Source organism: Pseudomonas sp. PB3P13 (assembly GCF_054897735.1).
This window is the reverse complement of sequence record NZ_CM142702.1, coordinates 1,467,596-1,490,925: the sequence shown is the minus strand read 5'-3', so window position 1 is coordinate 1,490,925 and position 23,330 is coordinate 1,467,596. Positions and strand designations below refer to the sequence as shown.

The 23,330-nt window shown below is 59.5% G+C and carries 24 protein-coding genes; 12 read left to right on the top strand and 12 right to left on the bottom strand.

The annotated features are described in order from the left end of the window. The first annotated feature begins 84 nt into the window (after nt 1-84). From ACYZT1_RS06645 to ACYZT1_RS06620, 6 genes are all read left to right on the top strand, one after another. The gene (locus ACYZT1_RS06645) at nt 85-684 is read left to right on the top strand and encodes a short chain dehydrogenase (RefSeq protein ID WP_462018225.1); all 600 of its coding nucleotides are present in this window, start codon (nt 85-87) and stop codon (nt 682-684) included. A gap of 195 nt (nt 685-879) precedes the next feature. Next, a complete protein-coding gene (locus tag ACYZT1_RS06640) occupies nt 880-1,545 on the top strand; it encodes a COG3650 family protein (RefSeq protein ID WP_462018224.1) in 666 nt (221 codons plus the stop codon). Between the two features lie 95 nt (nt 1,546-1,640). Next, nucleotides 1,641-3,254: an NAD(P)/FAD-dependent oxidoreductase gene (locus tag ACYZT1_RS06635; protein ID WP_462018223.1), complete on the top strand. Its 1,614-nt coding sequence runs from the start codon at nt 1,641-1,643 to the stop codon at nt 3,252-3,254. A gap of 277 nt (nt 3,255-3,531) precedes the next feature. After that, complete coding sequence (nhaA, locus tag ACYZT1_RS06630; RefSeq protein ID WP_462018222.1) at nt 3,532-4,719, top strand: Na+/H+ antiporter NhaA; 1,188 nt, start codon at nt 3,532-3,534, stop codon at nt 4,717-4,719. Nucleotides 4,720-4,838: 119 nt separating this feature from the next. Beyond that, on the top strand, nt 4,839-6,059 hold the full coding sequence (locus ACYZT1_RS06625; protein ID WP_462018221.1) for a colicin E3/pyocin S6 family cytotoxin: 1,221 nt from the start codon (nt 4,839-4,841) through the stop codon (nt 6,057-6,059). A 7-nt stretch (nt 6,060-6,066) separates the two neighbouring features. Beyond that, the gene (locus tag ACYZT1_RS06620) at nt 6,067-6,321 is read left to right on the top strand and encodes a colicin E3-like toxin immunity protein (RefSeq protein WP_462018220.1); all 255 of its coding nucleotides are present in this window, start codon (nt 6,067-6,069) and stop codon (nt 6,319-6,321) included. A 75-nt stretch (nt 6,322-6,396) separates the two neighbouring features. Here ACYZT1_RS06620 and ACYZT1_RS06615 read toward each other — a convergent pair whose 3' ends face one another. The 6 genes from ACYZT1_RS06615 to dinG form a co-directional block, all read right to left on the bottom strand. Next, nucleotides 6,397-6,861: an outer membrane lipoprotein gene (locus ACYZT1_RS06615; protein ID WP_064676178.1), complete on the bottom strand. Its 465-nt coding sequence runs from the start codon at nt 6,859-6,861 to the stop codon at nt 6,397-6,399. A gap of 189 nt (nt 6,862-7,050) precedes the next feature. Beyond that, nucleotides 7,051-7,698, bottom strand: coding sequence for a pyridoxamine 5'-phosphate oxidase (gene pdxH / locus ACYZT1_RS06610; RefSeq protein ID WP_462018219.1), 648 nt, complete (start codon nt 7,696-7,698; stop codon nt 7,051-7,053). A gap of 24 nt (nt 7,699-7,722) precedes the next feature. Next, nucleotides 7,723-8,850 carry an OmpA family protein gene (locus ACYZT1_RS06605; RefSeq protein WP_462018218.1) on the bottom strand — a complete coding sequence of 376 codons (1,128 nt, stop codon included), beginning with the start codon at nt 8,848-8,850 and terminating at the stop codon, nt 7,723-7,725. A gap of 114 nt (nt 8,851-8,964) precedes the next feature. Further along, entirely contained in the window at nt 8,965-10,110 is a 1,146-nt protein-coding gene (locus ACYZT1_RS06600) for a serine hydrolase domain-containing protein (RefSeq protein WP_462018217.1), read from the bottom strand. Nucleotides 10,111-10,215: 105 nt separating this feature from the next. Beyond that, nucleotides 10,216-12,657: a beta-agarase gene (locus ACYZT1_RS06595; RefSeq protein WP_462018216.1), complete on the bottom strand. Its 2,442-nt coding sequence runs from the start codon at nt 12,655-12,657 to the stop codon at nt 10,216-10,218. Nucleotides 12,658-12,753: 96 nt separating this feature from the next. Continuing rightward, on the bottom strand, nt 12,754-14,898 hold the full coding sequence (dinG, locus tag ACYZT1_RS06590) for an ATP-dependent DNA helicase DinG (protein ID WP_462018215.1): 2,145 nt from the start codon (nt 14,896-14,898) through the stop codon (nt 12,754-12,756). Between the two features lie 98 nt (nt 14,899-14,996). On the opposite strand from dinG, the gene ACYZT1_RS06585 reads away from it, so the two are divergent. Continuing rightward, complete coding sequence (locus tag ACYZT1_RS06585; protein WP_462018214.1) at nt 14,997-15,461, top strand: CopD family protein; 465 nt, start codon at nt 14,997-14,999, stop codon at nt 15,459-15,461. A gap of 35 nt (nt 15,462-15,496) precedes the next feature. On the opposite strand, the gene ACYZT1_RS06580 is transcribed toward ACYZT1_RS06585, so the two are convergent. The 4 genes from ACYZT1_RS06580 to ACYZT1_RS06565 all read right to left on the bottom strand — a co-directional run bounded on the left by ACYZT1_RS06580 (nt 15,497) and on the right by ACYZT1_RS06565 (nt 18,183). Beyond that, the gene (locus ACYZT1_RS06580; RefSeq protein ID WP_462018213.1) at nt 15,497-16,255 is read right to left on the bottom strand and encodes a collagen-like triple helix repeat-containing protein; all 759 of its coding nucleotides are present in this window, start codon (nt 16,253-16,255) and stop codon (nt 15,497-15,499) included. Continuing rightward, the gene (locus ACYZT1_RS06575) at nt 16,248-16,526 is read right to left on the bottom strand and encodes a DUF1145 domain-containing protein (protein ID WP_462018212.1); all 279 of its coding nucleotides are present in this window, start codon (nt 16,524-16,526) and stop codon (nt 16,248-16,250) included. The genes ACYZT1_RS06580 and ACYZT1_RS06575 overlap by 8 nt, the downstream gene beginning before the upstream one ends. A 147-nt stretch (nt 16,527-16,673) precedes the next feature. Next, nucleotides 16,674-17,396 (bottom strand): OmpA family protein, encoded by a 723-nt coding sequence (locus tag ACYZT1_RS06570; RefSeq protein ID WP_462018211.1) that lies wholly within the window; start codon nt 17,394-17,396, stop codon nt 16,674-16,676. 91 nt (nt 17,397-17,487) lie between these two features. Beyond that, entirely contained in the window at nt 17,488-18,183 is a 696-nt protein-coding gene (locus ACYZT1_RS06565) for an OmpA family protein (protein ID WP_462018210.1), read from the bottom strand. Nucleotides 18,184-18,373: 190 nt separating this feature from the next. Here ACYZT1_RS06565 and ACYZT1_RS06560 point away from each other — a divergent pair, with 190 nt between their 5' ends. The 4 genes from ACYZT1_RS06560 (at nt 18,374) to ACYZT1_RS06545 (ending at nt 20,119) form a co-directional block, all read left to right on the top strand. Continuing rightward, entirely contained in the window at nt 18,374-18,871 is a 498-nt protein-coding gene (locus ACYZT1_RS06560) for a DUF6231 family protein (RefSeq protein ID WP_462018209.1), read from the top strand. A gap of 4 nt (nt 18,872-18,875) precedes the next feature. Then, nucleotides 18,876-19,352, top strand: coding sequence for a YchJ family protein (locus ACYZT1_RS06555; RefSeq protein ID WP_462018208.1), 477 nt, complete (start codon nt 18,876-18,878; stop codon nt 19,350-19,352). A 72-nt stretch (nt 19,353-19,424) separates the two neighbouring features. Further along, on the top strand, nt 19,425-19,919 hold the full coding sequence (locus ACYZT1_RS06550; protein WP_462018207.1) for an LEA/WHy family protein: 495 nt from the start codon (nt 19,425-19,427) through the stop codon (nt 19,917-19,919). Next, complete coding sequence (locus ACYZT1_RS06545; RefSeq protein WP_038979222.1) at nt 19,916-20,119, top strand: SEC-C metal-binding domain-containing protein; 204 nt, start codon at nt 19,916-19,918, stop codon at nt 20,117-20,119. Before ACYZT1_RS06550 ends, ACYZT1_RS06545 begins: the two co-directional genes overlap by 4 nt. Before the next feature lie 161 nt (nt 20,120-20,280). Here the strand turns inward: ACYZT1_RS06545 and ACYZT1_RS06540 are convergent, their stop codons facing one another. Continuing rightward, nucleotides 20,281-20,838: a cysteine hydrolase family protein gene (locus ACYZT1_RS06540; protein WP_462018206.1), complete on the bottom strand. Its 558-nt coding sequence runs from the start codon at nt 20,836-20,838 to the stop codon at nt 20,281-20,283. A 136-nt stretch (nt 20,839-20,974) separates the two neighbouring features. On the opposite strand from ACYZT1_RS06540, the gene ACYZT1_RS06535 reads away from it, so the two are divergent. Then, the gene (locus tag ACYZT1_RS06535; RefSeq protein WP_462018205.1) at nt 20,975-21,619 is read left to right on the top strand and encodes a glutathione S-transferase N-terminal domain-containing protein; all 645 of its coding nucleotides are present in this window, start codon (nt 20,975-20,977) and stop codon (nt 21,617-21,619) included. Nucleotides 21,620-21,727: 108 nt separating this feature from the next. Here the strand turns inward: ACYZT1_RS06535 and ACYZT1_RS06530 are convergent, their stop codons facing one another. Continuing rightward, a complete protein-coding gene (locus tag ACYZT1_RS06530; RefSeq protein WP_462015893.1) occupies nt 21,728-23,041 on the bottom strand; it encodes an IS4 family transposase in 1,314 nt (437 codons plus the stop codon). Between the last annotated feature and the right edge of the window lie 289 nt (nt 23,042-23,330).

The window sequence follows — 23,330 nt, the reverse complement described above, 5'->3', positions numbered from 1 at the left end:
AAAGGTTGCCCATTAGTGCGCTTATCCGCGAAAAAAAACACCCTAGACTGAGATCTCGTTCAACTAGCTCAAGGAACAACGTTAATGAAAATTGTATTGATAGGCGCCAGCGGCACCATCGGTTCTGCAATCGCCAAAGAGTTGTCAGAGCGCCACGAAATTATCCGCGTTGGCCGCAACGGCGGTGACCTTCAGGTCGATATCAGCGACAGCGCTTCGATTGGCAGGCTGTTCGAGCGAACCGGCAAGTTCGATGCGCTGGTCTGCGCTGCCGGCAACGTGACCTTCGCGCCGCTTGGTGAAATGAATGAAGACAGTTTTGCGCTGGGGCTGAAGGACAAGCTGATGGGCCAGGTCAACCTGCTGCTGACCGGTCGCGATTTCGCCAACGACGGCGCTTCGTTCACCTTCACCACGGGCGTGCTAAGCCACGATCCGATCCGCAGCGGCGCATCGGCAGCGCTGGTGAATGGCGCGCTCGACAGCTTTGTGCGGGCCGCCGCAATTGAATTACCGCGCGGCCTGCGGGTGAACTCGGTGAGCCCGACCGTATTGCTCGAGGCCATGGGCAAGTACGCGCCGTACTTCCGCGGCTACAAGCCGGTACCTGCGGCGGAGGTGGCATTGGCCTACGCGAAAAGTGTCGAAGGCCTGCAGACGGGTCAGACGTTTCATGTCGGTTAAAATCGACGCGCTCCGTAGGAGGGGCCGCAGGCGGCGATCTTTTGATTTGGCTTTTGATTTTCGGAGGTATTGAAAAGATCAAGATCAAAAGATCGCAGCCTGCGGCAGCTCCGACGGGTACTCGACAACGATCGCCGGGGTTGTGATGAACGGCCAGGCTCAGTAACGTGGCGGCACTTGTCAGGAGAGCCAAAGATGCGCGTTGCCCGTTCCTTAGTCCTTGTTACCCTGCTGCCGCTGTTCGCCGCGTGTCAGCTGTTCGATGGCCAGCGTGAAAGCGCTTCGCACGCAGGCCAGACCCGCATGCAAGGTCAGTTGACCGCCGCCGACGGCAAATTGCTGTTCCAGCCTTGCCGCGAACAGCGCAGTTATGTGGTCACCGACACGGGCGGTACCAGCGTCCTGCAAGAGGCCGCTACCCTGGCGGATGACCAGGGCAAGCTGTTCGTCGATGTGCGCGGGCGTGTGGTCACCAGCGGCAATGAAAGCAGAATCGATCTGGCACAACTCTATCGAGTCGAACGTTCAGGCGCGGCGTGCGACGATCCGAACTTCAAACAACTGATCCTGCGCGCTGCCGGCCATGGTCCGCAGTGGAGCGTCAAAGTCAGCGGCAAAGGCATGATCATCGACCGCGCCGGCCAGCCACCCTTGGCCGTGCCTTACGTCGAGGAACAACTGGGCGATGGACGCTTCAACCTGAGCACCGAAATCAATAATCAGCACATCGAACTGTGGGTTGCGCCGCAGCGTTGCATCGACAGCACCACCGGCAGCGTTCAGCACATGAGCGCCGAGTTGCGCATTGACGGCCAGGTGCAGCGTGGCTGCGGGTATTTCGGCGGCTCCCGCGACGACTGATCGTTTTAGCCTCACGGGAATCGACTGTTGCGGCTTATAATCGCCGCCTTAAAACGCCTTGGCGCAGTTGTGCGCCCCGCGAACCGGATCCCGTCATGTTACGAATCACCGAACTCAAGCTGCCGATCGACCATCCCGAGGAAGACCTGCGCCCTGCCATCGTGCAGCGCCTGGGCATCGCCAGTGATGATCTGCTCGATTTCACCTTGTTCAAGCGCAGCTACGATGCGCGCAAAAAATCTTCCGAACTGTGCTTCATCTACACCATTGATCTCAACGTTCGCGACGAAGCGACGCTGCTGCACACGTTCGCCGACGACCGTAACGTCAATGCAGCGCCGGATGTCAGCTACAAACCGGTCGGCCAGGCGCCAGCCGACCTGGCACAACGCCCGGTTGTCGTGGGGTTCGGGCCATGCGGGATTTTCGCCGGGCTGTTGCTGGCCCAGATGGGCTTCAAACCGATCATCCTCGAACGCGGCACAGAAGTGCGTCAGCGCACCAAGGACACTTGGGGCCTGTGGCGCAAAAGCGTGCTCAATCCCGAATCCAATGTGCAGTTTGGTGAGGGCGGCGCCGGGACCTTTTCCGATGGCAAGCTGTACAGCCAGATCAAGGACCCGAAATTCATCGGTCGCAAAGTCTTGCACGAGTTCGTCAAGGCCGGCGCGCCGGACGAAATTCTCTACGTCAGCAAACCGCACATCGGTACGTTTCGTCTGACTGGCGTGGTGGAAAACATGCGCGAGCAGATTCGCGCATTGGGTGGCGAAGTGCGCTTCCAGCAGCGCGTCACCGATGTGTTGATCGAAGACGGTCAACTGGTCGGCGTCGAGCTCGATGGCGGCGAACAGATCCACTCCAGACACGTGATTCTCGCCCTCGGCCACAGCGCCCGGGACACCTTCCGCATGCTCCATGGCCGTGGCGTATTCATGGAAGCCAAGCCGTTCTCGGTGGGCTTTCGCATCGAACATCCGCAATCGCTGATCGACCGCGCGCGCCTGGGCAAATACGCCGGGCACCCGAAGCTCGGGGCCGCCGATTACAAGTTGGTGCACCACGCAACGAATGGCCGTTCGGTGTACAGCTTCTGCATGTGCCCGGGTGGCACGGTGGTCGCCGCAACTTCCGAGCCCAATCGCGTGGTCACCAACGGCATGAGCCAATACTCGCGCAACGAGCGTAACGCCAACTCGGGCATCGTTGTCGGAATCACCCCCGAGGTCGATTATCCGGGCGGTCCGCTGGCGGGCATCGAGCTGCAGGAACGCCTGGAATCCCATGCATTCGTGCTGGGCGGCAGCAATTACGAAGCGCCGGCACAACTGGTTGGCGATTTTATTGCGGGCAAGCCGTCGACCCAATTGGGCAGCGTTGAACCGTCCTACAAACCTGGCGTTGCTCTGGGCGATCTGGCGCTGGCGCTGCCAGCCTTTGCGATTGAGGCGATCCGCGAAGCGTTGCCGGCGTTCGAGAAGCAGATTCGCGGCTATTCGCTGCATGACGCGGTGTTGACCGGAATCGAGACGCGTACGTCGTCGCCGTTGCGGATTACCCGCAATGAGTCGATGCAGAGCCTGAACGTGAAAGGTCTGTTCCCTGCCGGTGAAGGCGCGGGTTATGCGGGCGGGATTCTGTCTGCGGGGGTTGACGGGATCCGCATCGCCGAAGCGGTGGCGCGCGATATTCTCGGCCTCGAGGCCTGACCCGTTCTAATGTGGGAGCGAACCCGCTCCCACGTTTTGCTTTATGGCGTAGGTAAACGGGTCGACTTATCGCAAGGCCCAATCCGCAAGCTTGGGAAAAACCCTACAACACGAACAGATACCGCTGAGTCTGCTTACGGCTGGCGACTGCTACGCTGTCTTTCAGCGCTTATAGCGTGTAACGGCATATAACAAATAAGAATATAACTTTTGTTTTAACAACAAACGGTACGGGTTAGGGTGTGCCACCTTTTGAATTTATCGATGGAGAGCGACCTTGCCTCTGCGTAGCACATTCACGCGTTTCTTCCAGCTGGAAGCTGCCAGCGGTTTGTTACTGATCGCTGCGGCCATTCTGGCGCTGGTCATCAACAACTCGCCGCTGTCCTGGCTCTACAACGGTCTTCTGGACACCCCTGTGGTCGCCCAGATCGGCGCGCTCAAAATCGCGAAGCCGCTGCTGCTGTGGATCAACGACGGCCTGATGGCTTTGTTCTTCCTGCTGATCGGGCTGGAAGTGAAGCGTGAAGTGCTCGACGGGCAGCTCTCGAAGCCCTCGCAGATCGTGTTGCCCGGCGCAGCGGCGATTGGCGGCATGGTCGTGCCGGCGCTGATCTACTGGTTCCTGAACCGAGACAACCCGTCAGCACTGGCTGGCTGGGCGATCCCTACCGCTACCGATATCGCCTTCGCGCTGGGCGTTCTCGCACTGCTTGGCAACCGCGTTCCGGTCTCGCTGAAGCTGTTCCTGATGACCCTGGCGATCATCGACGACCTTGGCGCAATCATCATCATTGCGATCTTCTACTCGGGTGCACTTTCCACTTTGTCGCTGGCACTGGCCGCCGCCTGCATTGCTGCGCTGATTGGCATGAACCGGTTCGGCGTGATCAAACTCGGGCCGTACATGATCATCGGGACGATTCTGTGGGTCTGCGTGCTCAAAAGCGGCGTACATGCCACCCTGGCGGGCGTGACCCTGGCTTTCTGCATTCCACTGCGCACTAAAAACGCCGAGCCGTCGCCACTGCTGAGCCTCGAACACGCCCTGCACCCGTGGGTGGCTTACGGCATTCTGCCGCTGTTCGCCTTCGCCAATGCCGGCCTGTCCTTGAGTGGCGTGACCATGGAAAGCTTCACCCACGATGTGCCGATGGGCATCGCGATCGGTCTGTTGCTGGGCAAGATGGTGGGCGTGTTCGGTCTGACCTGGATCGCGGTGAAAATCGGCATCGCTGCCCTGCCCCAAGGCGCCAATTGGGGTCAGATAATGGGCGTGGCGATTCTGTGCGGGATCGGTTTCACCATGAGTCTGTTTGTCGGTTCCCTCGCATTCGTACCGGGCGCGAGTGAATACGCGGGGATGGACAGGATGGGTATCCTCACCGGTTCGATATTGGCCGCGTTGATCGGCTACGTAGTGACCGCAGCCGCCAGCCGCAAACCCGCCGCCCTGCGCTCCTGATAAACAGAGATTACTCCTGGCGTCTTTAGAGACGCGTCCTACAGCCACGATCAACCTCGTTCGTTACCGTCGCTCAACCCTTCTCCGGGGCTGTCGACGGACGAACGCAAGGAAGACAAGTGGCTGGCAATAAGGACATTCCCCGGGTTCGCAACCCACCTTCCGGCGACGGGCATATCGTCACCGACCGCCTGATGACGGCCACTGAACTGGCCGAACGCGACTCACGACACAGCGCTTACGAGGCCATGCTCGCGCGGCAAGAGGCCTTTGAACGCGGCCGTAAAGTCACCGCAGCGAAAGACCCGTCGATTCGTGCGGGATGCGTCTTCACCAAGTCCTGCAAGCTGCCGGACGCCATCATCGATTACTCCAATCCTTCGGGAATGGTGCCGACCGACAGCCTCAAGGATTACGGCGAAGTCGCCTGGCTCGGCGCCCGCGCTGCAGACGACGACGGTCTGCTCAATCTCGAAACCATTAGCGGCAGTACCGTCGCGCTCGGCGTTGGCCGATTTGCACTGACGACCCCAGCGCTCGCTGCGCCGATCTCGGCCATCGGCGCTACGGCAACTGCCGTATTGGCCGCAGTGGTGGCCATGGTCTGGTCACCCAGCCTGGGCGACAGCGCGCTTTACACTGAAGATCAATTGCGTGCCCTGCAGAAAGCGAGGACGCGCATGCGTCTGCACATCGAGCAGGACGCAGAGGGCAGGCTGAAGGGATACGCCTTTTACACCGGTAAAAATCGCGATTGGGAAATGGTCGACGTCGTGCAGTTCACTGCGCGGGGCACTCAACATGTCGCGGACCTTGGCGACGGCGTTGAACTAATCTGGACGCCGGCCGTGGACGGCTCAGATATCCTCGGCATCCCTGCGCTGGAAGCCGCGCCGCAGGCGCCACACATCTGGGTGTACCCGCCGACTGAACAAGCAGACGCGATCATCGTAAATCCGGTGCATCCGCCGGAGTACAAAGATTTCATTCTTGTGTTTCCGGTGGGATCGGGGGTTCGGCCGGTTTATGTTGTCTTCAATACGCGCAAGGGATTGCCTGAAAAAAACCATGATTACCACCCGGCACCTAAAACCGAAGAAATAACCGGATTCAGTGGTTTGAAAGTGGGGAAGAAGCGAACGCCTATACGGGGTGGTGGAGGATATCGCGACCGCTGGCTGGACAGGAAAGGCAGGACGATTTACGAGTGGGATTCTTCTCACGGGGAGTTAGAGGTGTATCGATCCAGTGATGGTAGTCATCTAGGCGCATTCGACCATGTCACAGGGGAACAGGTAGCCCCCGCTGACAAAAGTCGCAACATCAAAAAATATTTGTGAGGTGGTCATGGGATTGAAATTAAGGCTTGAGTGGTACGACAAGACTACGGAGATAGGAGAAGGTCGAGAATTCACGGATGACTTGAGAGAGGACGTTTCCGTGCTTGAAGCGCTTGGCATACCTACAGAAAACACCATAAATAACGGAGGATTTGACGTCCAAACAAGTTGGGTAACAATCCTCCAACCCTATTTCCGACACCTGATAGACATTGACTCCTACGACTATCAGATCAGCTTTGACTATCGGAATACTTGGTAAATCCAGTGAGCAGCCGTTGGTAAAAACCCCGACCAGTCACCTGATCGGGGTTTTTCTTTTACCGCTTGTTTTGGCTTAGTGCGAAACGCGGCTGGTGCCATCCACCGTGGCGATCCGCACACGTTCGCCGACACGGAACACTTCGTTTTCCTGAACCTGCTGCACATAGGCGCGCATGCTGCCGTCGTCTTCGCGAACGGTGATTTCGACGCCTTGGGTGCGAGTCAGGCCTTCTTCTGTGGCAGACCCCAGCAGGCCGCCGGCCACTGCGCCGATCACAGCGGCAACGATGCTGCCGCGACCGCCGCCGATGGCGCTACCGCCGACACCGCCCACGACTGCGCCAGCTGCGCCGCCGATTGGGGTTTTGGTGCCTTCGATCTTGACCGGACGCAGCGCTTCGATGGTGCCCATGCGAATCGTCTGCACACGACGCGCTTCGTCACGGGAATAGGAGTCACCGGTCAGGTTCGATTGGCAGCCAGTGAGCAACATTGCCATCGTGGAAAAAGAAGCAACCAACAGAACAGACTTACGCATAGCATCAACTCCAAAAAGACAGGTAGTCATTAAACTCCGCAGCTTGACGCCTGTCACGGGATCGCCCGGATAAATTCCGTTTCATTCAGTTCCGGTACAGACGTCGCACGATCTCACCACACAGTAGCGGTAAATGGCGTTTTCTGCGCCACGGACTCAAAAGACCAGCTATTCCGGTCGGTAGACTGCTCAGGGTGCCAGCCGTTCAAGAATCCAGTCGGCGTTGTGTAGGCGGTAATTGAGACGGTCGTGCAGACGGCTCGGGCGGCCCTGCCAAAATTCGATGCGCTCAGGCAGAAGGCGATAGCCACCCCAATGCTCGGGGCAATGCGGCTGCGTTTCGCTGAATCGTTGCTCGGTGTTTTTCAGCAACCCTTCCAGTTCGGCACGATCGGCGATCACCCGGCTTTGTGGCGAAGCCCAGGCCCCAAGACGACTGCCCAGCGGACGAACCTGATAATAGGCGTCGGACTCTGCGGGAGACACTTTCACCGCGCGGCCCTCGATACGTACCTGACGCTCCAGCGCTGGCCAGAAAAACGTCATCGCCGCGAACGGGTTCGCGACAAGCTGCTGGCCTTTGGCGCTGTCGTAATTGGTGAAAAACGTAAAGCCCTGCTCGTCCAGGCCTTTGAGCAACAGAATGCGGCAATGCGGCCGACCGTCCCTGTCGACGGTGGCCAGGGTCATGGCGTTGGCTTCCACTGGCGCCTGCTCGGTTTTCACCGCGTCAGCGAACCACTGGTGGAACAACGCGAAAGGCTCGGCCGGAGCTTGCGCCTCGGTCAGGCCATCACGGGTGTAATCGCGGCGCATATCCGCCAGGCCCTGGGTCATGACGCACTCCTTGTGGTTAGCGAATCACTTCTTCGCAGCGTCGGCGGCGGCGACTTTCTTGTCGGTCGCTGGAGCTTTTGCTTTGGCTGGCGCTGTTTTCTTCGCGGGAGTTGCAGGTTTGGCCGGCGCTTTTTTCGCTGGCGCTTTAGCGGCTGCTTTCTTCACCGGGGCTTTCTTCGCGGCAGGTGCAGCGGCGGCCTTCTTCGCGGCAGGCGCTGGCGCAACTGGCGCCACGGCGGGTTTGACATCCTGCGCCGCGACCATACGAATGGGCGCCGGCGCCGGCATGTTGTACTTGCTCAGCAGTGCAACCATGGTGTTTTGTGGCGTTACCAGCAGTTCCACGCGACGGTTCAAGGCACGGCCTTCCACGCTGTCGTTGGCGGCGCGCGGTGCTTCGCTGCCCATACCGCGCAACATCAGACGATCGCGCTGCAAACCGCTGAGGCGGAAAATCGCGGCGACGGCCTGGGCACGTTCCTGGCTGAGTTTGACGTTAACCGGGGCAGCTCCCGAGCTATCGCTGTGACCCAGTACCAACACCGCCGTTTTTGGATCGACTTCAAGCATTTTCGCAACGCGGGTGAACGGGCCCAGCGTCACTGGCAGCAGCATGGCAGGACGGTCAGGGTTGAACGAGCCATCGACCGGTGCGGTGACCACCAATACATTTTCACGGCGCTCAAGTTGCAGATTGCTGTCCTTGATCGCGGTGCGAAGGCGCGGTTCGTAATCGTCGAGCCAAGCCTGAGTCACTTTTGGATCAGGCAGGGGCACGGTTTTGGCGGTCGGTTGATCCTTACCACCGAAGGGCCACCACCATTTGCCGCCGGCTGCGGCCTCGGTCTTGGCCACTTCGACCGGTTTCGCTTCAGGTTTGACCTCGGTTTTTTTGTCGAGCACTTCTTCCGAACCAAACGGCCAGTACCAAGGATTGGCGCTTTCAGCTTTCGCCACTGGCGCTGTTGCAGCAGGTTTCAGTGGGGCCGGGGCCGGGGCCGGGGCCGGAGCCGGTGCTGGTTCTTTTGCTGCGACTTTGTCAGCGGAACCAAACGGCCACCAGCTACTGCCATCGGCATCATTTTGTGGAGTCTGTGCGCAACCGGTAATGGCGAAACACAGGGCCAAGGCGAAAGTTTTGTTAGATGACATTGGATATCCACAAAGATGAAGTCATAAAAAAATCAGGCCGGAATGGACCGGATAAACAGCGATTTGAAACCATTAAGGCATTTGGGTTCCGGCCCTGGAACCCATCAACACGTTTTACAGACAAGTGGCCATCACCCGCACCAGCTTTTGCGCGCGCGGATCCATTAAAACGTAAGGCCCCAGTGTATTGGTCACGAAGCCGAACGCGACATCATGCTCAGGGTCTGCAAACCCGATGGAGCCACCGGCACCCGGATGGCCGAACGCGCGCGAGCCCAGGCCATAGGTTGCGTTCGGCACATCCGGTTGATCGAGCATGCAACCCAGACCGAAACGGGTCCGGGTCAGTAACGTCTTGTCTTCGCCAACGCTGTGTTCGCGGGTCAGCTCGTCGAGCATCTCGCTTTCCAGCAGGCTGCCGTCCAGTAGACCAGCGTAAAAACCTGCGAGACTGCGAGCATTGCCATGGCCGTTCGCGGCCGGCTGTTGCATGCGCCGCCATTCAGGTTTGTTGGTGCTGGTCAGTACTGAAGGCGGATTGGTAAAAGCGCGGGTAGTCATGGCAGTGGGTTCGCGCATTGTGACTTGAAGCAGACGCTGTGCAGCGGCATCGCCCGCGTTACCTTTACCCCGAGCGATATGCGCCACACGATGAAACTCTACATCCGCCAGACCGACATGGAAATCCAGCCCCAGAGGCTTGGCCACGCGGGCCACGATGGATTCGCCCGGGCCGCGGCCATCGACGCGGCGCAACAACTCGCCAACCAGCCAGCCATAAGTGATCGCGGCATAACCGTGCCCCTCACCCGGCGTCCACCATGGCGACTCCGCGGCCAGTGCATCGACCATGGTCTGCCAATCGTAAAGCGCTTCGGGGGCGAGCAACTCGCGCAGTGCCGGCAACCCTGCCTGATGGCAGAGCAACTGACGCAACGTGACTGATTGCTTGCCGGCAGCCGCAAACTCGGGCCAATAGCGGGCAACCGGCGCATCCAGCTGCAACTTGCCTTCAGAAACCAGTTGCAGCGCAGTGACCGCGGTGAATGTCTTGGTGCAGGAGAACAGATTGGCGATGGTATCGCTGTGCCAGGCTTCGCTGCCGTCCTTGTTGGCAGTGCCGGCCCAGAGATCGACTACGGTTTGCCCGCCGATCTGAATGCACAACGCCGCGCCGCGCTCCTGAGGATCGTCAAATAACGCCGCAAAAGCCTCACGTACTGCTTCGAACTTAAGCTCGTAATGACCCTGAATCTGCACCCGCAACTCCCTCGGTTGAACGCTCTACGCTGAGGCCTGCATTGTTCCAGCCATTGAAGGTTTTGGGAACAGGGTCGCGAATACCCGCAGTCGGTGTATTGGTACTCAGCGGGCGTCGGCACTCTGGCCGGCTTTGTCTGCTTCGGCTTTGGCTTTTTCCGACGCCTTGACCAGCTGATCTGTCGCCTGCAGGTTGCTTTTGCGCACCGTCTCTACAAAACCCTGAAACGGAAGATCGGTAATGCCCACCAGTCCGAAGTGGCCATTTTCGCCGTCCAGCAAACGCCCGGTCACCGGTTGATCGAGGTATTGGAACCAGTGCACGCCGACAATCGATGGCTCGCTGATGGCCTGTTTGAGGAAATTGGCATAGGCCGCTCCGCGATCCTCTTCCCTGGCCAGCTGCGTCACACCCCCCCAGAACGGGCCGCGATCCGCCGAGCCGAAGTTGAATTCAGTGATCAGCACCGGCTTGTCCAGGTTCCGCAAGGTTGCGAAGTCATAGCCGTCCTGTGGCTGCAACGTATACATGTTGAAACTCAGCACATCGCAATACTGAGCACAGGAATTCACAGCTTCTGGCGTGCTCACGGCGAAACGGCCGCCCAGCAACAGCTGGTTTGGCGCGTGCCATTTGAGTGAATCGGAGATGGTCTTGAAGTAAGTGTCGGCGAACACTTTCTGGAAATATTTGAAGTCGGCCTCGATTTCCGGGTACTCGGCGCTTGGCAACGGCGGTACAAAACCCGGGTCCTCCATCAATTCCCAGGCTGGCAGATCGATGCCCCAGGCTTTGGAAAGGCCCGCCTGATTGCGGTATTTGTCACGCAGCTGCTTGAGAAACGCGCGCTTGGCCGGCACGTCGGTGGTCATTTTCAACGTACCGTAGGCCAGGGCGTAGCGCGCTTTTGGATCGTCGCCCGGACCGGCCCAGGCCAGCTCGTTGTCGGCGAAATAACCGATCAGCCATGGATCGTCCCGATGGTCGCGAGCGGCGATGGCCACGGCACGTTCGGTGGCCATGGCGAAACGCGGGTCGAACGGGTCGGGCATGCCGCCCCACCAGTCAGTGCCCGTGCTGATGCTGGCGTAATCGCCGACGATCGACAACGGCAGGGTGTACGGCACGCGATCCAGATTCTCGAACACCGGCGCGCTCCAATTGCCAAGGGTATTGAAACCCCACGCCTGCAGGCGATCGAGTGTGTGGTGAGCCCACTGCTTCTCATCGACCACGCTCTTGCAGGTTGGCGAGGCCGTTTGCGCAGCCGCTTTCTCAACGGTTGCATCGACGGCGTCTGTCTTCGCCGCTTCGGCGACACCCGCCTTTGCTTCAGAAGGAGGCGCGACGGGTTGGTCAGTGGCTTTTTCGACCGTCGCTTCCACGGCATCAGCCTTGGCCGCTTCCGCTACGCCGGCCTTGCTATCGCTGCCCAACGAGCAAGGGTCGCCGTACAAGCGCTGCAAATTGGCGCCGTAAAAATCGTACCAGCGTCCGCTGTTATAACCGCGTCCCTTATCGGCGCCATTGCCACCACGGTTATCGCCTTCGCCGTAATGGGTGGCCAACGCGTCGTCGGGCTTGGGCAAGGATTCAAACATCCACTCGCGACCGGCAACGTAGGTTTGATTCACGTTCGGCGAAACGGTGTTGACGCCGAGCGAATAGAACGGATGCCCTTCAGGCGTGACCAGATACCAGCGGCCGTCGCGTTTTTCGCTGCGGAAGAAACCGCTGGCCTTGAACGCCGGGCCCTGGGTCCAGCCGCCGAACTTGTCCAGAGAGCCTTTCTGACGTTCCGCCAGCCAGGCTTTCAATTGCTGCTGCTCCTTGGCTGCGGCGTTCTTCAGCTGCTCGTCACTGCTGACCTTTTCCGGCCATTTGGCGCGAGTCGATTGCCCGTAAGCATCGACCAGTGCGCCATAAGCGGCTTGGGTTACCGCCTCGGCGTTCTGCACACCGAAGCGCTCCAGCAAAATGCTTTGTGCGACTTTCGGCTGGTCCATCGACAGGGTCACGGACACTACCTGGCTGCGATCCAGTTCGCCGACGCTGCTGGCGAGCAATACGCGCTGGCCGTCAAATGTCATCGGCATCGGCGGACCCGCCTTCATGCCCATGCCCAGTGGTGAACTCGGCTGCAGCGGCACCAACAGGGTTTGCGCGGGGCCGGCCGGCAGGTCGACGCGACTGACCAGGGTCTTGCCGTCATTGCTCTGAATTTTCACGTACAGCGTCACGGCCCAGTTCATTGCGCTCTGGATGCGCAAACTCATCACCCCGGACTGCGACCAGTCCCATGCGCCGGTTTGTGGAGTCAGGCGCAAGGTTGGTTGGGCCACCGGATTGAATGTCACCCGGCGCAACACCTCGCCTTCGGCCGTTTGCTCCGCGTTGGACTGCGGCAAGCTGGCGTCCTGGGTCGCCACCTGCACGACATCGGCGGGGCGCACAAAGTTGAACAGCGTCTGCTGGCCGGCAGGGGCAGCCAGCACAGGGGCTGCAAACATCAGAGCGAATACAGCGGGCAACGAACGGCGGATCATAAGAACGAAGTTCTCCCTAACGACCTTCAATGGGCCAGTGGAAATGCGATGACAGAAGGATAGACAACGCGGCGGACAAAATGGCCCGCCGCTGTGTCAGGAAATTTCGCGTCGAAATGGCGGCAGCGCATTGAGAATCGCCTTGCCGTAACGCTGGGTCACCAAACGTCGGTCGAGCAAGGTGATCGTGCCGCGGTCCTCTTCGGTACGCAGCAAGCGGCCACAGGCCTGAACCAGTTTCAGCGAGGCGTCCGGCACCGAGATTTCCATGAAAGGATTGCCACCGCGAGCTTCAATCCATTCGGCCAGCGCCGCTTCGACCGGATCATCCGGTACCGAAAACGGAATCTTGGCGATGACCACGTGTTCGCAGTACGCGCCGGGCAAGTCGACCCCTTCGGCGAAACTGGCCAGACCGAACAGCACGCTGGAATCGCCGCCATCGACCCGCGCCTTGTGCTTGTTCAGGGTTTCCTGCTTCGACAGGTTGCCTTGAATGAACACTTGCTTGCGCCAGTCGCGGTCGAGGCCGTCGAATACGTCCTGCATCTGCTTGCGCGAAGAGAACAGCACCAGGGTGCCGCGCGAACCTTCGACCAGTTGCGGCAGGTCACGAATGATGGCGGCGGTATGCGCCGGCGCATCACGCGGGTCGGCCTTGAGGTCCGGCACGCGCAGTACACCGGCGTCGGCGTGGTGGAACGGGCTCGGGACAACGGCGGTGACCGCTTTTTTCGGCAGGCCGGCACGCATGCGAAAACGATCGAACGTACCCAGCGCAGTCAGGGTCGCCGAGGTCACCAGCGCGCCGTAAGCCACGTTCCATAAATTGCGGCGCAGCATTTCTGCAGCGAGGATGGGACTGGCATTGACCTCGATGTCGAACAGCGAACCGCTTTCCGCCAGGGTCAGCCAGCGAGCCATGGGCGGGTTGTCTTCCGGATCTTCAACGGTGAAGGCCGTCCACAATTCCCAGTTGCCCGAGGAGCGCGACAACAGGCTGCCGAACAGCGGATACCACTCTTCTGCCTGGTTGCTCGCGATGCCGATGTTGACCTCGCCGTCCATGCCTTCCTTGAGCAACTCGGTGAGCCGGGTGAACAGGTCGGTGAGACGGGCAAAACCCTTCTTCAATTCGATACCCATCTCGCGCATGTGCTCGGGAATCACCCCGCCGACAAAGCGATGGCGCGGCCGTTCGCGGCCTTCGACGTCTTCGCCGGGCTTGAAATCGGCGACCTGCTCGCAAGCGGTGAACATGAATTGCTGCTGAGTCTTGATCTCGCGGGCCAGCTCCGGCACCTGCTCGATCAGCTTGCCCAGATCGCCCGGCAGCGGGTGCTGGGCCAACAATTTGGCGAGGTTTTTGGCGGTGGTTTCCAGCCAATCGGCCGTGGAGCGCAGGCGCGTGTAATGGGCAAAGTGACCGATGGCTTTGTCCGGCAGGTGATGGCCTTCGTCGAACACATAAATGGTGTCGCGCGGATCGGGTAAAACCGCGCCGCCACCGAGGGCCAGGTCCGCCAGCACCATGTCGTGGTTGGTGACGATCACATCGACCTTGCCCATGCCTTCGCGGGCCTTGTAAAAGGCGCACTGGCCGAAGTTCGGGCAATGACGGTTGGTGCACTGGCTGTGGTCGGTGGTCAGCCGCGCCCAATCGGCGTCTTCAAGGGCAGTGGACCAGCTGTCGCGGTCGCCGTCCCATTTGTTGCCGGCCAGCTTCTCGATCATGCTGGTGAAGAGCTTCTGACTGGCCTCGTCAACCTCGATCTTGAAGCCTTCCTCTTCGAACAGCTGCGCCGTGGCCGTTTGAGCGTGGCCTTCCTGCAACAGCATGTCGAGCTTCGACAGGCACATGTAACGTCCGCGACCTTTGGCCAGCGCGAAGGTGAAGCTCAGCCCGCTGTTGCGCATCAGGTCGGGCAGATCCTTGTAGACGATCTGTTCTTGCAGGGCGACGGTGGCCGTGGCGATGACCAGCCGTTTTCCCGCAGCCTTGGCCGCAGGAATCGCTGCCATGCTGTAAGCCACGGTTTTACCTGTACCGGTGCCGGCTTCCACCGCGACTATCGCGGGGTCGCCACTGCGCCGGCCCTCGTCATCGGTGTCGATGGCCCCGAGGACTTTGGCGATTTCGGCGATCATCAGGCGTTGGCCGTAGCGCGGCTTAAGGCTCTTGGCTTCGAGAAAACGCGTGTAGGCGCCCTGGATCGTGGTTTTGAGTTCAGTGCTGATCATGAATTGTCGGGCGCAAAAACGCTGGATAAATTTTCAGTGGTTCGGATCGGGGGCTATCATACCGCGCTAATTAATCCCGCGCAGAACGGAGTACCTCAATGACACCTTTTGGCATCGTTTACACCCTGCATGTCCTCTCGGCCCTGGTGTGGGTCGGCGGCATGTTTTTCGCCTGGATGGTCTTGCGGCCCGCTGCGATGAAGGCGCTTGAAGGACCCGCGCGGTTAAGCCTGTGGGTGGAAGTGTTTCAAGGGTTTTTCCGCTGGGTCTGGATGGCGGTGGTGCTATTGCCGATCAGCGGTGTGGGCATGATTCACCTGCAATATGCCGGTTTCGACAGCGCGCCGCGTTACGTGCAGGTGATGATGGGTTTGTATGTGGTGATGACGGCGCTGTTTATCCGCATTCAAGCCTTGATGCTGCCGCAGTTGCGCGCGGCGGTGGCGGCTAAGGATTGGCCAACGGGCGCTGCCGTGCTGGGACGAATCCGCCGGTTGGTGGGGGTCAATCTGATTGTTGGATTGGTATTGGTGGCGATCGCTGCGGCCAGACCTATGTTTTGAGGCCGTGCGCAACCTCACAGGAAAAGCAGTGCCCTTTACAACCGCTGAAGGGTCACCGCCCCTTCTACGCCAGCAGGCCCTGGTTGTCCGTCGAGGCCAGGACGCCCACTCTTGCCACCATCAGCCTTGTAAACGAAGCAACCCTTGGCCTTGCCGCCCGCCCCCGGTTTGCCGCCCGGACCTGCCAGGCCACCAGCGCCGCCCGCGACTTGAACCTTGATCTGTTCAACCGGGTAATCGCGCGGCACTTCCAGACGCACCAATGCTCCAGGTGCGCCCGGCTGGCCATCGCTGCCGTCGCTGCCATTGGCACCGCGCCCAGCCTGACCCCACGTGCAACCCGGCGCTTGGCCGTTCGCGCCATCAAGACCGACAAAACCCGGGGCGCCTGCACCGCCGCGCGCATCGATCGACAGCTGCGGTGCGTCAAGTGCCTTGATCTGCAGATTCAAATTGCGCCCCGCTCGGGCGGCCTTCAGGTAAGTGCCGGGGGCACCGCGAGCGGTGATCTGGCTGCCTTCGGACAAATCCGCACGACTGACCGTCAACGTCAGTGCCTGTTCGCCGGGCACGATAGCGATCCGCGCTTCCTTACCCAGGTGCAGTTCACCCACGGATACCTGCGTCACGTTGGAAGGGATCAACAACGTGCCGTAATCGGCCACATCCAGGCGTTCAAGCTGCAGGGTGCTGGTGGTATTGGGCAGGCGCATCAGCGAGTTGGTTTCGACGTTGACCACTTGGGCGCAAGCCAACGGGCTGATGAGTGCTGCGAGCAGACAGAGTTTACGCATGGGAAGCCTTCGATACGGTCGGAGCCGGGAGGGTTTGCAGGTGGAAGACGCCAAAAAAGAGGACTTTCAAACGGTCGCGCCACGGATGGGTCCGACCTCGAAAGCTGCGCAAACAAAACAACGCTTCCAGCAGATGGAGGACCGCCAACGCAGCGCCTGCCGCATTGACCAGCAGGTGCAAGGGATGCACGAACGGCAGCAGCGCGTTGACCAGTACTACCAACCAGAACAGCAGGGTCAACAGTTTGCCCAGCCCCCAAAAGACCTTCATACGCTCCTCCGTGGAGAATTATTCTTTGCGCGCACAGTACCGGCTTCCACGCGGGATAAGCCAGAGGGCAACGAAAATTCTTCATGAAGGCCGCCGAATGGCCGTCGCAGCAGCCATCATGACTGCTCGACGGCTCTATCACACGGCTCAGCGGTTGATGTGCAGTTCCACGCGACGATTTTGCGCGCGACCTTCATCGGTGTCGTTGTCGGCCACCGGCTCACTTTCACCGCGTCCTTCGCTGGTGAGTTTGTTCGGCGCCAGGCCCTGGCTCAACAGATAGCCGGCCACACTGCTGGCGCGACGTTCCGAGAGTCCCTGATTGTAAGCGTCGCTGCCGACGCTGTCGGTGTGACCAATCACCTTGATGCTCACCACATCGGCGGTTTGCAATTTCGCCATCAAGGAATCGAGTTCGCTGCGGGTTGAGGCCGTGACGTCGGCTTTGTTGAAGGCGAACAGAACGTCGTTCGCATCGCTCAAAGTCACGACTTCGACAGGTGCAGGTGCAGGTTCGGGTTTCACGCTGGCCGGGTATTGCGGCAGCGGACAACCATGGTGTTCGACAGGTGTGTTGGCCGGTGTGTCAGGGCAGCGGTCGCGCCGGTCGAATACGCCGTCGTCATCTTCGTCGCCATCCTGGGCGAAACAGATCAATCCTCCGGTGACAATACCAAGCGCTGCTCCGCCGGCCGCCCAGCCCCCACTTTGCAGTGCACCCAAGCCTCCACCGACCAGGCCGCCGATCACACTGCAAACCGGCCAGGTACGTTGATTGAGGGGGGCGGTGCCATTGCTGTGAGTAGCGCAACCGGTCAACAAGCTGCCAAATAGCAGAACCGGCAAGACGGTCCTCGTACGAACGCTCATGTTTAAAAACTCCTGTGTTACCGGCCAATGCCGGTTACACAGGATTAAAGCCCGGCATCCGCGACTATACAAGCCGCGGACTGCGAGGGGCTCAACGCTTGATCTTGATCTCCGTGCGACGGTTCATCGCGCGGCCCTCAGCGGTTTTGTTATCCGCCACTGGCTGGCTTTCACCGGCACCGGCCACAGAAACGAAGCTCGCGCGCGGCACGCCGCTCTGTACGAGGTAGTCGACCACCGAGTGCGCACGTTTGTCCGACAGGCGCTGGTTATAGGTGTCGCTGCCAACACTGTCGGTATGACCGACAACGGTCAACTGGGCACTGGCGGCTTCCTGTTTCAGGCGAGTAGCGATGGTGTTGAGTACTTCCTTGTCAGAAGGCGTGAGGGTGGCTTTGTCGAACTGGAAGTGAACATCGCGGATGACAATGGTTTCTTCCTCAACCACAACCACCTCTTCGACCACAGGTGCAGGGACGGGTGGAGGGCAACCATCGGCATCGACCTGCACGCCCTTCGGCGTACCCGGGCACTTGTCGCGACTGTCCGGCACACCATCGCCGTCTTCATCCGCATCCCCGTGAACCCAGCAATAGGCCGCTGCAGTACCGCCGACCAGCAGTGCGCCATAACCTGCCCATGACGAAGCCTCGGTCGCGCCAAGGCCCGCACCGATGACGCCACCGACCGCCGCACAGGTCGGCCAGTCGGTTTTCTGCAAACCTGCGCAACCAGTCAACACACTGGTTAGCAGAACCAAGGGTAATGCTGTCCGAATTATGCTCATCTAGTTATCTCCTGAAGGATCGGCTTGAAACCGATTCAGGGAGTAAAGACCCGAGTTTTAATCTCCGCCAGCACTAGGCTCACCGCGCATTAGCCCCGCGTTTGCGGTTGATCGACCCTTTTGCCGCGAGATGGCTCTATGTCTGGACCTTCCGGCAGGCTAGTCTTGGGAGACTGATTGAGGATCTTCGATGACTGCAGGTATTTCTCCGCGCACGCCGCAGCAGGCTGTAGCCGCTTTGCTGGATCGTTATGCCCCGGCGCAATTGCTACTGATTGGCGCCAGCGAGTTCCCCGCGCTCGAGGCGTTCAAGCTTGCACACCCGGACACCTGTGTTGCGCATGCCCCACCCGGCCCGCTGCCCGCCGAGCTGGCTGCACGCCGGTTTGACCTGGCGCTGGCCGTCGATTGCCTGGAACATTTGCCCAAACGCGATGGCCTGAATTTATTGGGCGGGATCCGTAATCTCAATGCCAGTCGCATTGCAGTGTTGGCGGATCTGGCGGCGAGCGGCTGGCAGGAGACTGATTTTTTCTCCCTGGCGCTGCAAGCCAGTGAACGTTTTCAGCGCGACGATCAGGTGCTGACCCTGTTCACCTACGATTTGCTGGATTACAAACAGGTACCCGACTGGCTCAATTCACGCTTCTGGGCCAATCCGGAAAACTTCGGGAAATATTGGTGGTAATGCCATGAGTACAACCATTTGCCCCTGCGGAAGCGGCACCCTGCTGGACGCCTGCTGTGGCCATTATCATGCCGGGCACCCCGCGCCCTGCGCCGAAGCGTTGATGCGCTCGCGCTACAGCGCCTATGTGCTGGGGCTGGTCGACTATCTGGTGGCGACCACCCTGCCGGCGCAACAGACCGGGCTGGACCGTCAGTCGATCAGCGACTGGAGCGCCCGCAGCACCTGGTTGGGCCTTGAGGTGGAAAGCTCCGAAGTGTTGGGCGGCCAGCCGGAACATGCCTTCGTGACCTTCACCGCGCGCTGGCACGACGGCAGCGGCGAACACAGCCACCGCGAACGTTCTTCATTTGTACAGAACAGCGGCCGCTGGTACTTCATCGACCCAACCGTGCAGCTCAAAGCGGGGCGCAATGACGCCTGCCCTTGTGCCAGCGGGCAAAAATTCAAGAAGTGCTGCGCGGGGTATTTCGGCGTTTAGGTAAACCCTGCAGGAGCTGCCGAAGGCTGCGATCTTTCAGGTCTAAACTGGGGGTTCAAGGGAGACACAACCATGATCACCCGGCGACTCGCACGCTATTTATTCACTCTGTTCCTGACGCTCGGGCTCAGCGGCTGCGCCTCATGGTTTGACGACGATCGACCGGAGCCGCAAGTGCATCTTGTCAGGGTCGAAGTCGTTCAGGCCAAATTGATGCAGCAACGTTTTCTGCTGCATTTTCGCGTCGACAATCCCGATGACAGCGACCTGACCGTGCGAGGCCTGGAATACCGCATTCATCTGGGCACTGTCCTGCTGACCGAAGGCGAACATGAACACTGGTTTACGGTCGGTCCAAAGCGCAGTGCCTATTTCAAGGTACCGATCCGTACCAACCTGTGGCCCAAAGTGCGTGAGTTGGTGAAAATGCTGGAAAAATCGGACCAGCCCATTCCCTATCGTCTGGAAGGCGAAATGGAAACCGGCTTATTCATCGCACACTACGTGCACCTGGCGCGTAATGGCGTGATAATCCCCGCCGATTTTATTCCGGAGCAAAACCGATGACCCAGCAACCCCACGTGCATGGCCCTGACTGCAACCATGACCATGACCATCACGACCACCACGACCATGGCCATGTGCACGGCCCAAACTGCGGCCACGCTCACCAGGAACCGGTGCGCAACGCTTTGAAAGACGTCGGCCGTAACGACCCGTGCCCCTGCGGCAATGGCAAGAAATTCAAGAAGTGCCACGGCGCTTGAGGCTCCAGGCGGAGGTTGTCTGCACCCGTTGAATCGCTTACGCGGGCAGCTTCGCGCGCAACAGAATGTGTGGGAGCGAGGCTTGCCCGCGAAGAGGCGCGCACATGCACCGTAGAGGTGGCAGGCACTAAAGCCATCGCGAGCTCGCTCCCACAGGGATTTCACCTGGGCTTCAGAATTTCTGCGCAGCTGATGACGCTGGCGTACTCGCCCTGCAGGTTCCCCAGCGACATGGCGTGCACCACTTCAGCGGAGTGCAGGTTGCCGAAATAATCGGCCTTGTCGAACGTAAAACACGCATCGTCCACCACCCACGTGGCAAACCCCAGATTCCCGGCAGAGCGCGCGGTCGACTCCACCGAGTTGTGGGTCGCGACGCCGACGATCACCAACTGTTCGATCCTCGCCTCGCGCAAAGTAACTTCCAGCCCGGTCGCACAAAATGCATCGGGTACCTGTTTGCGGATCAGCTGTTCACCGGCCAGTGGCAGAAATCGCTGCTGAAACTCAACCCCCGATTGCCCCGGCCAGAACACCGAGTCCGGCGAACGGGACAGGTGTTGCACATGAATCACCGGTCGCCCGGTTAGCCGCCAAAAGGCCAGCAATTGCAGAATTCGCTCTTCGGCCTGTGGATTGTTTCGGCGACCCAGTCGAGGGTGAAGGATGCCTTTTTGTTGATCAATGATGATCAGTGCTGCATTCGTCTGAAGCTCCATGCCGACTTTTCTCACGCGGGGTCATTGAATTTCTCGCACTTCAGCATCACCTCCTCCTACAGGCAAGGCAAACAGGACGACCTGATGCCGACGTTTGCTGTCCGCACATACCGACGTCTCTTGATTGGAGTATTTCATGATCGACCTGTATTACTGGACCACCCCTAACGGCCACAAAATCTCGATTTTCCTGGAAGAAGCCGACCTGCCCTACACCGTCCACCCGATCAACATCAGCCAGAACGACCAATTCAAACCCGATTTTTTGAAGATCTCGCCGAACAACAAAATCCCGGCCATCGTCGATCATCAGCCGGTTGACGGCGGCGAGCCGTTGGCGCTGTTCGAATCGGGCGCGATCCTTTTATACCTCGCCGAAAAAACCGGTCAGTTCCTGCCCAAAGATTTGCGCGGTCGTCAGCAAGCGTTGCAATGGTTGTTCTGGCAAATGGGCGGGCTGGGGCCGATGGCCGGGCAGAATCATCACTTCAGTCGATTCGCGCCGGAGAAAATCCCTTACGCGATCAAGCGCTACATCGACGAGACGGCGCGGCTTTACGGGGTGCTCGACAAGCAACTGGCCAACAGTGAATTTGTCGCCGGCAGTGAATACAGCATTGCCGACATGGCGATTTACCCGTGGATCGTTTCCCACAAGTGGCAGAGCCAGAACCTTGAGGATTTTCCGAATGTTCTGCGCTGGTTCAATCACATCCAGAATCGTCCGGCGACGGTGAAGGCGTATGAGCTCGTGGCCAAGGTCAACCCACCAAAATCCTGAGCCCATTACCCACCTGCGGTGAGGGGGGCTTGCTGTGGAAGGGCTTCTGTGGCGAGGGGGCTTGCTGTGGGAGGGCTTCTGTGGCGAGGGGGCTTGCCCTAATGCCAGTCAGTTAAGCCCTCCAGCCTTCTTTTTGGGATATTTGACTGGTCTAGGCTTGACCACCCTTGGGTAACTTCGCTGTCGTCTGGCAGGTAGCATGAAGTGTTGAGCCTGGACTCTCAGCTCTGCCAGTCGTTTAGGGATCGTACCTGGCGTTTCAAGCGGGCAGAAACGCAGCGCGTTGCTGACCGCTTGAGCCAACCAGAGAAAGCTCAAACGTTGTGGTACCACCTTTATTTCTTCAGCCATCAAGCGCATCTCCTGGCGGATCAGGTTGTAGGCCAGCAGAGCTCCCCACAGTTCTTGGCGCACCAGATCAGGCTGTTTACTGCGCAATTGCTCTCCTTTGAGCAGGTTTTGCTTGATCTCGCGGTAACCCAATTCGATTTCCCAGCGTTCGTTGTAGTGCCCTGCCACCTGATGGGCAGGGTAACGTTCGGCATCGATCAACGAGGTGAGATAGCGGCGGGGTTTGTCGTCTATCGAGTACTCAATCAGTCGTGCCTGCCAATGGCTAGGAAGGTCGGGACGTTGCTTGAGTGCATCTCTGGAAACAGTCAGTCGCACAAGCCAATCACCGGCGCCCAACTCTTTGATCACCTCGTATTTAAGCGGTTTGCGTGCCCGCATGAGCCAGTGCCGTTCGGTTCCGCTTTGCTGCCAGTCAAGCAAGAGCGCTGCCGAGTAGTAGGCACGGTCAAAAATCGTCACCGAGTGATCGCTTACCGATTTCTCAAGACCTTTGGCATGGCGAAGTTCGCCGACCGAAAACTCGCCAAAACAGGCGTCCCGAATCAAGTGACTATAGGTATCCATCAGGCAAACACCGCGCACTTGTGGCCAGGCTCCGTCTCCCGAGTGAGTCCGCCCGCCACCGAAGGCTTGGCGGTTTTCCGGTGTGTCGGGGGTAGACCACACCACGCCGTCTACCGCAAAGCTGCGTAACCCTAAAAAGCCAGCCGAAGCTGGCTGCTCAGCACCGCCCCATGACTCTGCCAATTGCTTAAACAGTGCCGCCAGAGGCTCTGATCCAAGCCGTTGCCGGGCCTGGACTGCGGCGCTAGGCACAGGCACCTTTGCTTCGCCCAAAGCCAGTCCCAGCTGCTGCACGATGAGCCAAATCGGCTCGTTCTTGAACAAGGCCAACCCCACCACCAACCAGACAATGCGCTCGGCCGGCAGGCGTCTGCGGCGCAGGGAAACAGTTCCGGTCGAAGCCAGCGCTTGCTCGATCCACAGGGGATCGATCAATTGCGCGAAGCGTTCGAAAGAGATCGGATTGAGTTTGGTAACTTCTTGAAGGGCGTTTTGCAGGGACATGAAGCGGACTCATAAAAACATAAACCCGTTTCTATTACTGCTGGGCGGGCAAGTCAATTCCTTAACTGACTGGCATTAGGGCTTGCCCCCGTTCGACTGCAACGCAGTCGTCATTCAGACACCGCGTTCGTGAGTGAACGCGGAATCTGGAGGGGAAGTGCTGCGCACTTCAGCGGGGGCAGGCCCCCTCGCCACAGGTGACAAATCCTGAAATAACTCCATACCCCGCTTGCGCGGCCACCTCCTGCTCTCTAACGTAGCGGCTTTATCGCGACTTTACCCCCGCAGG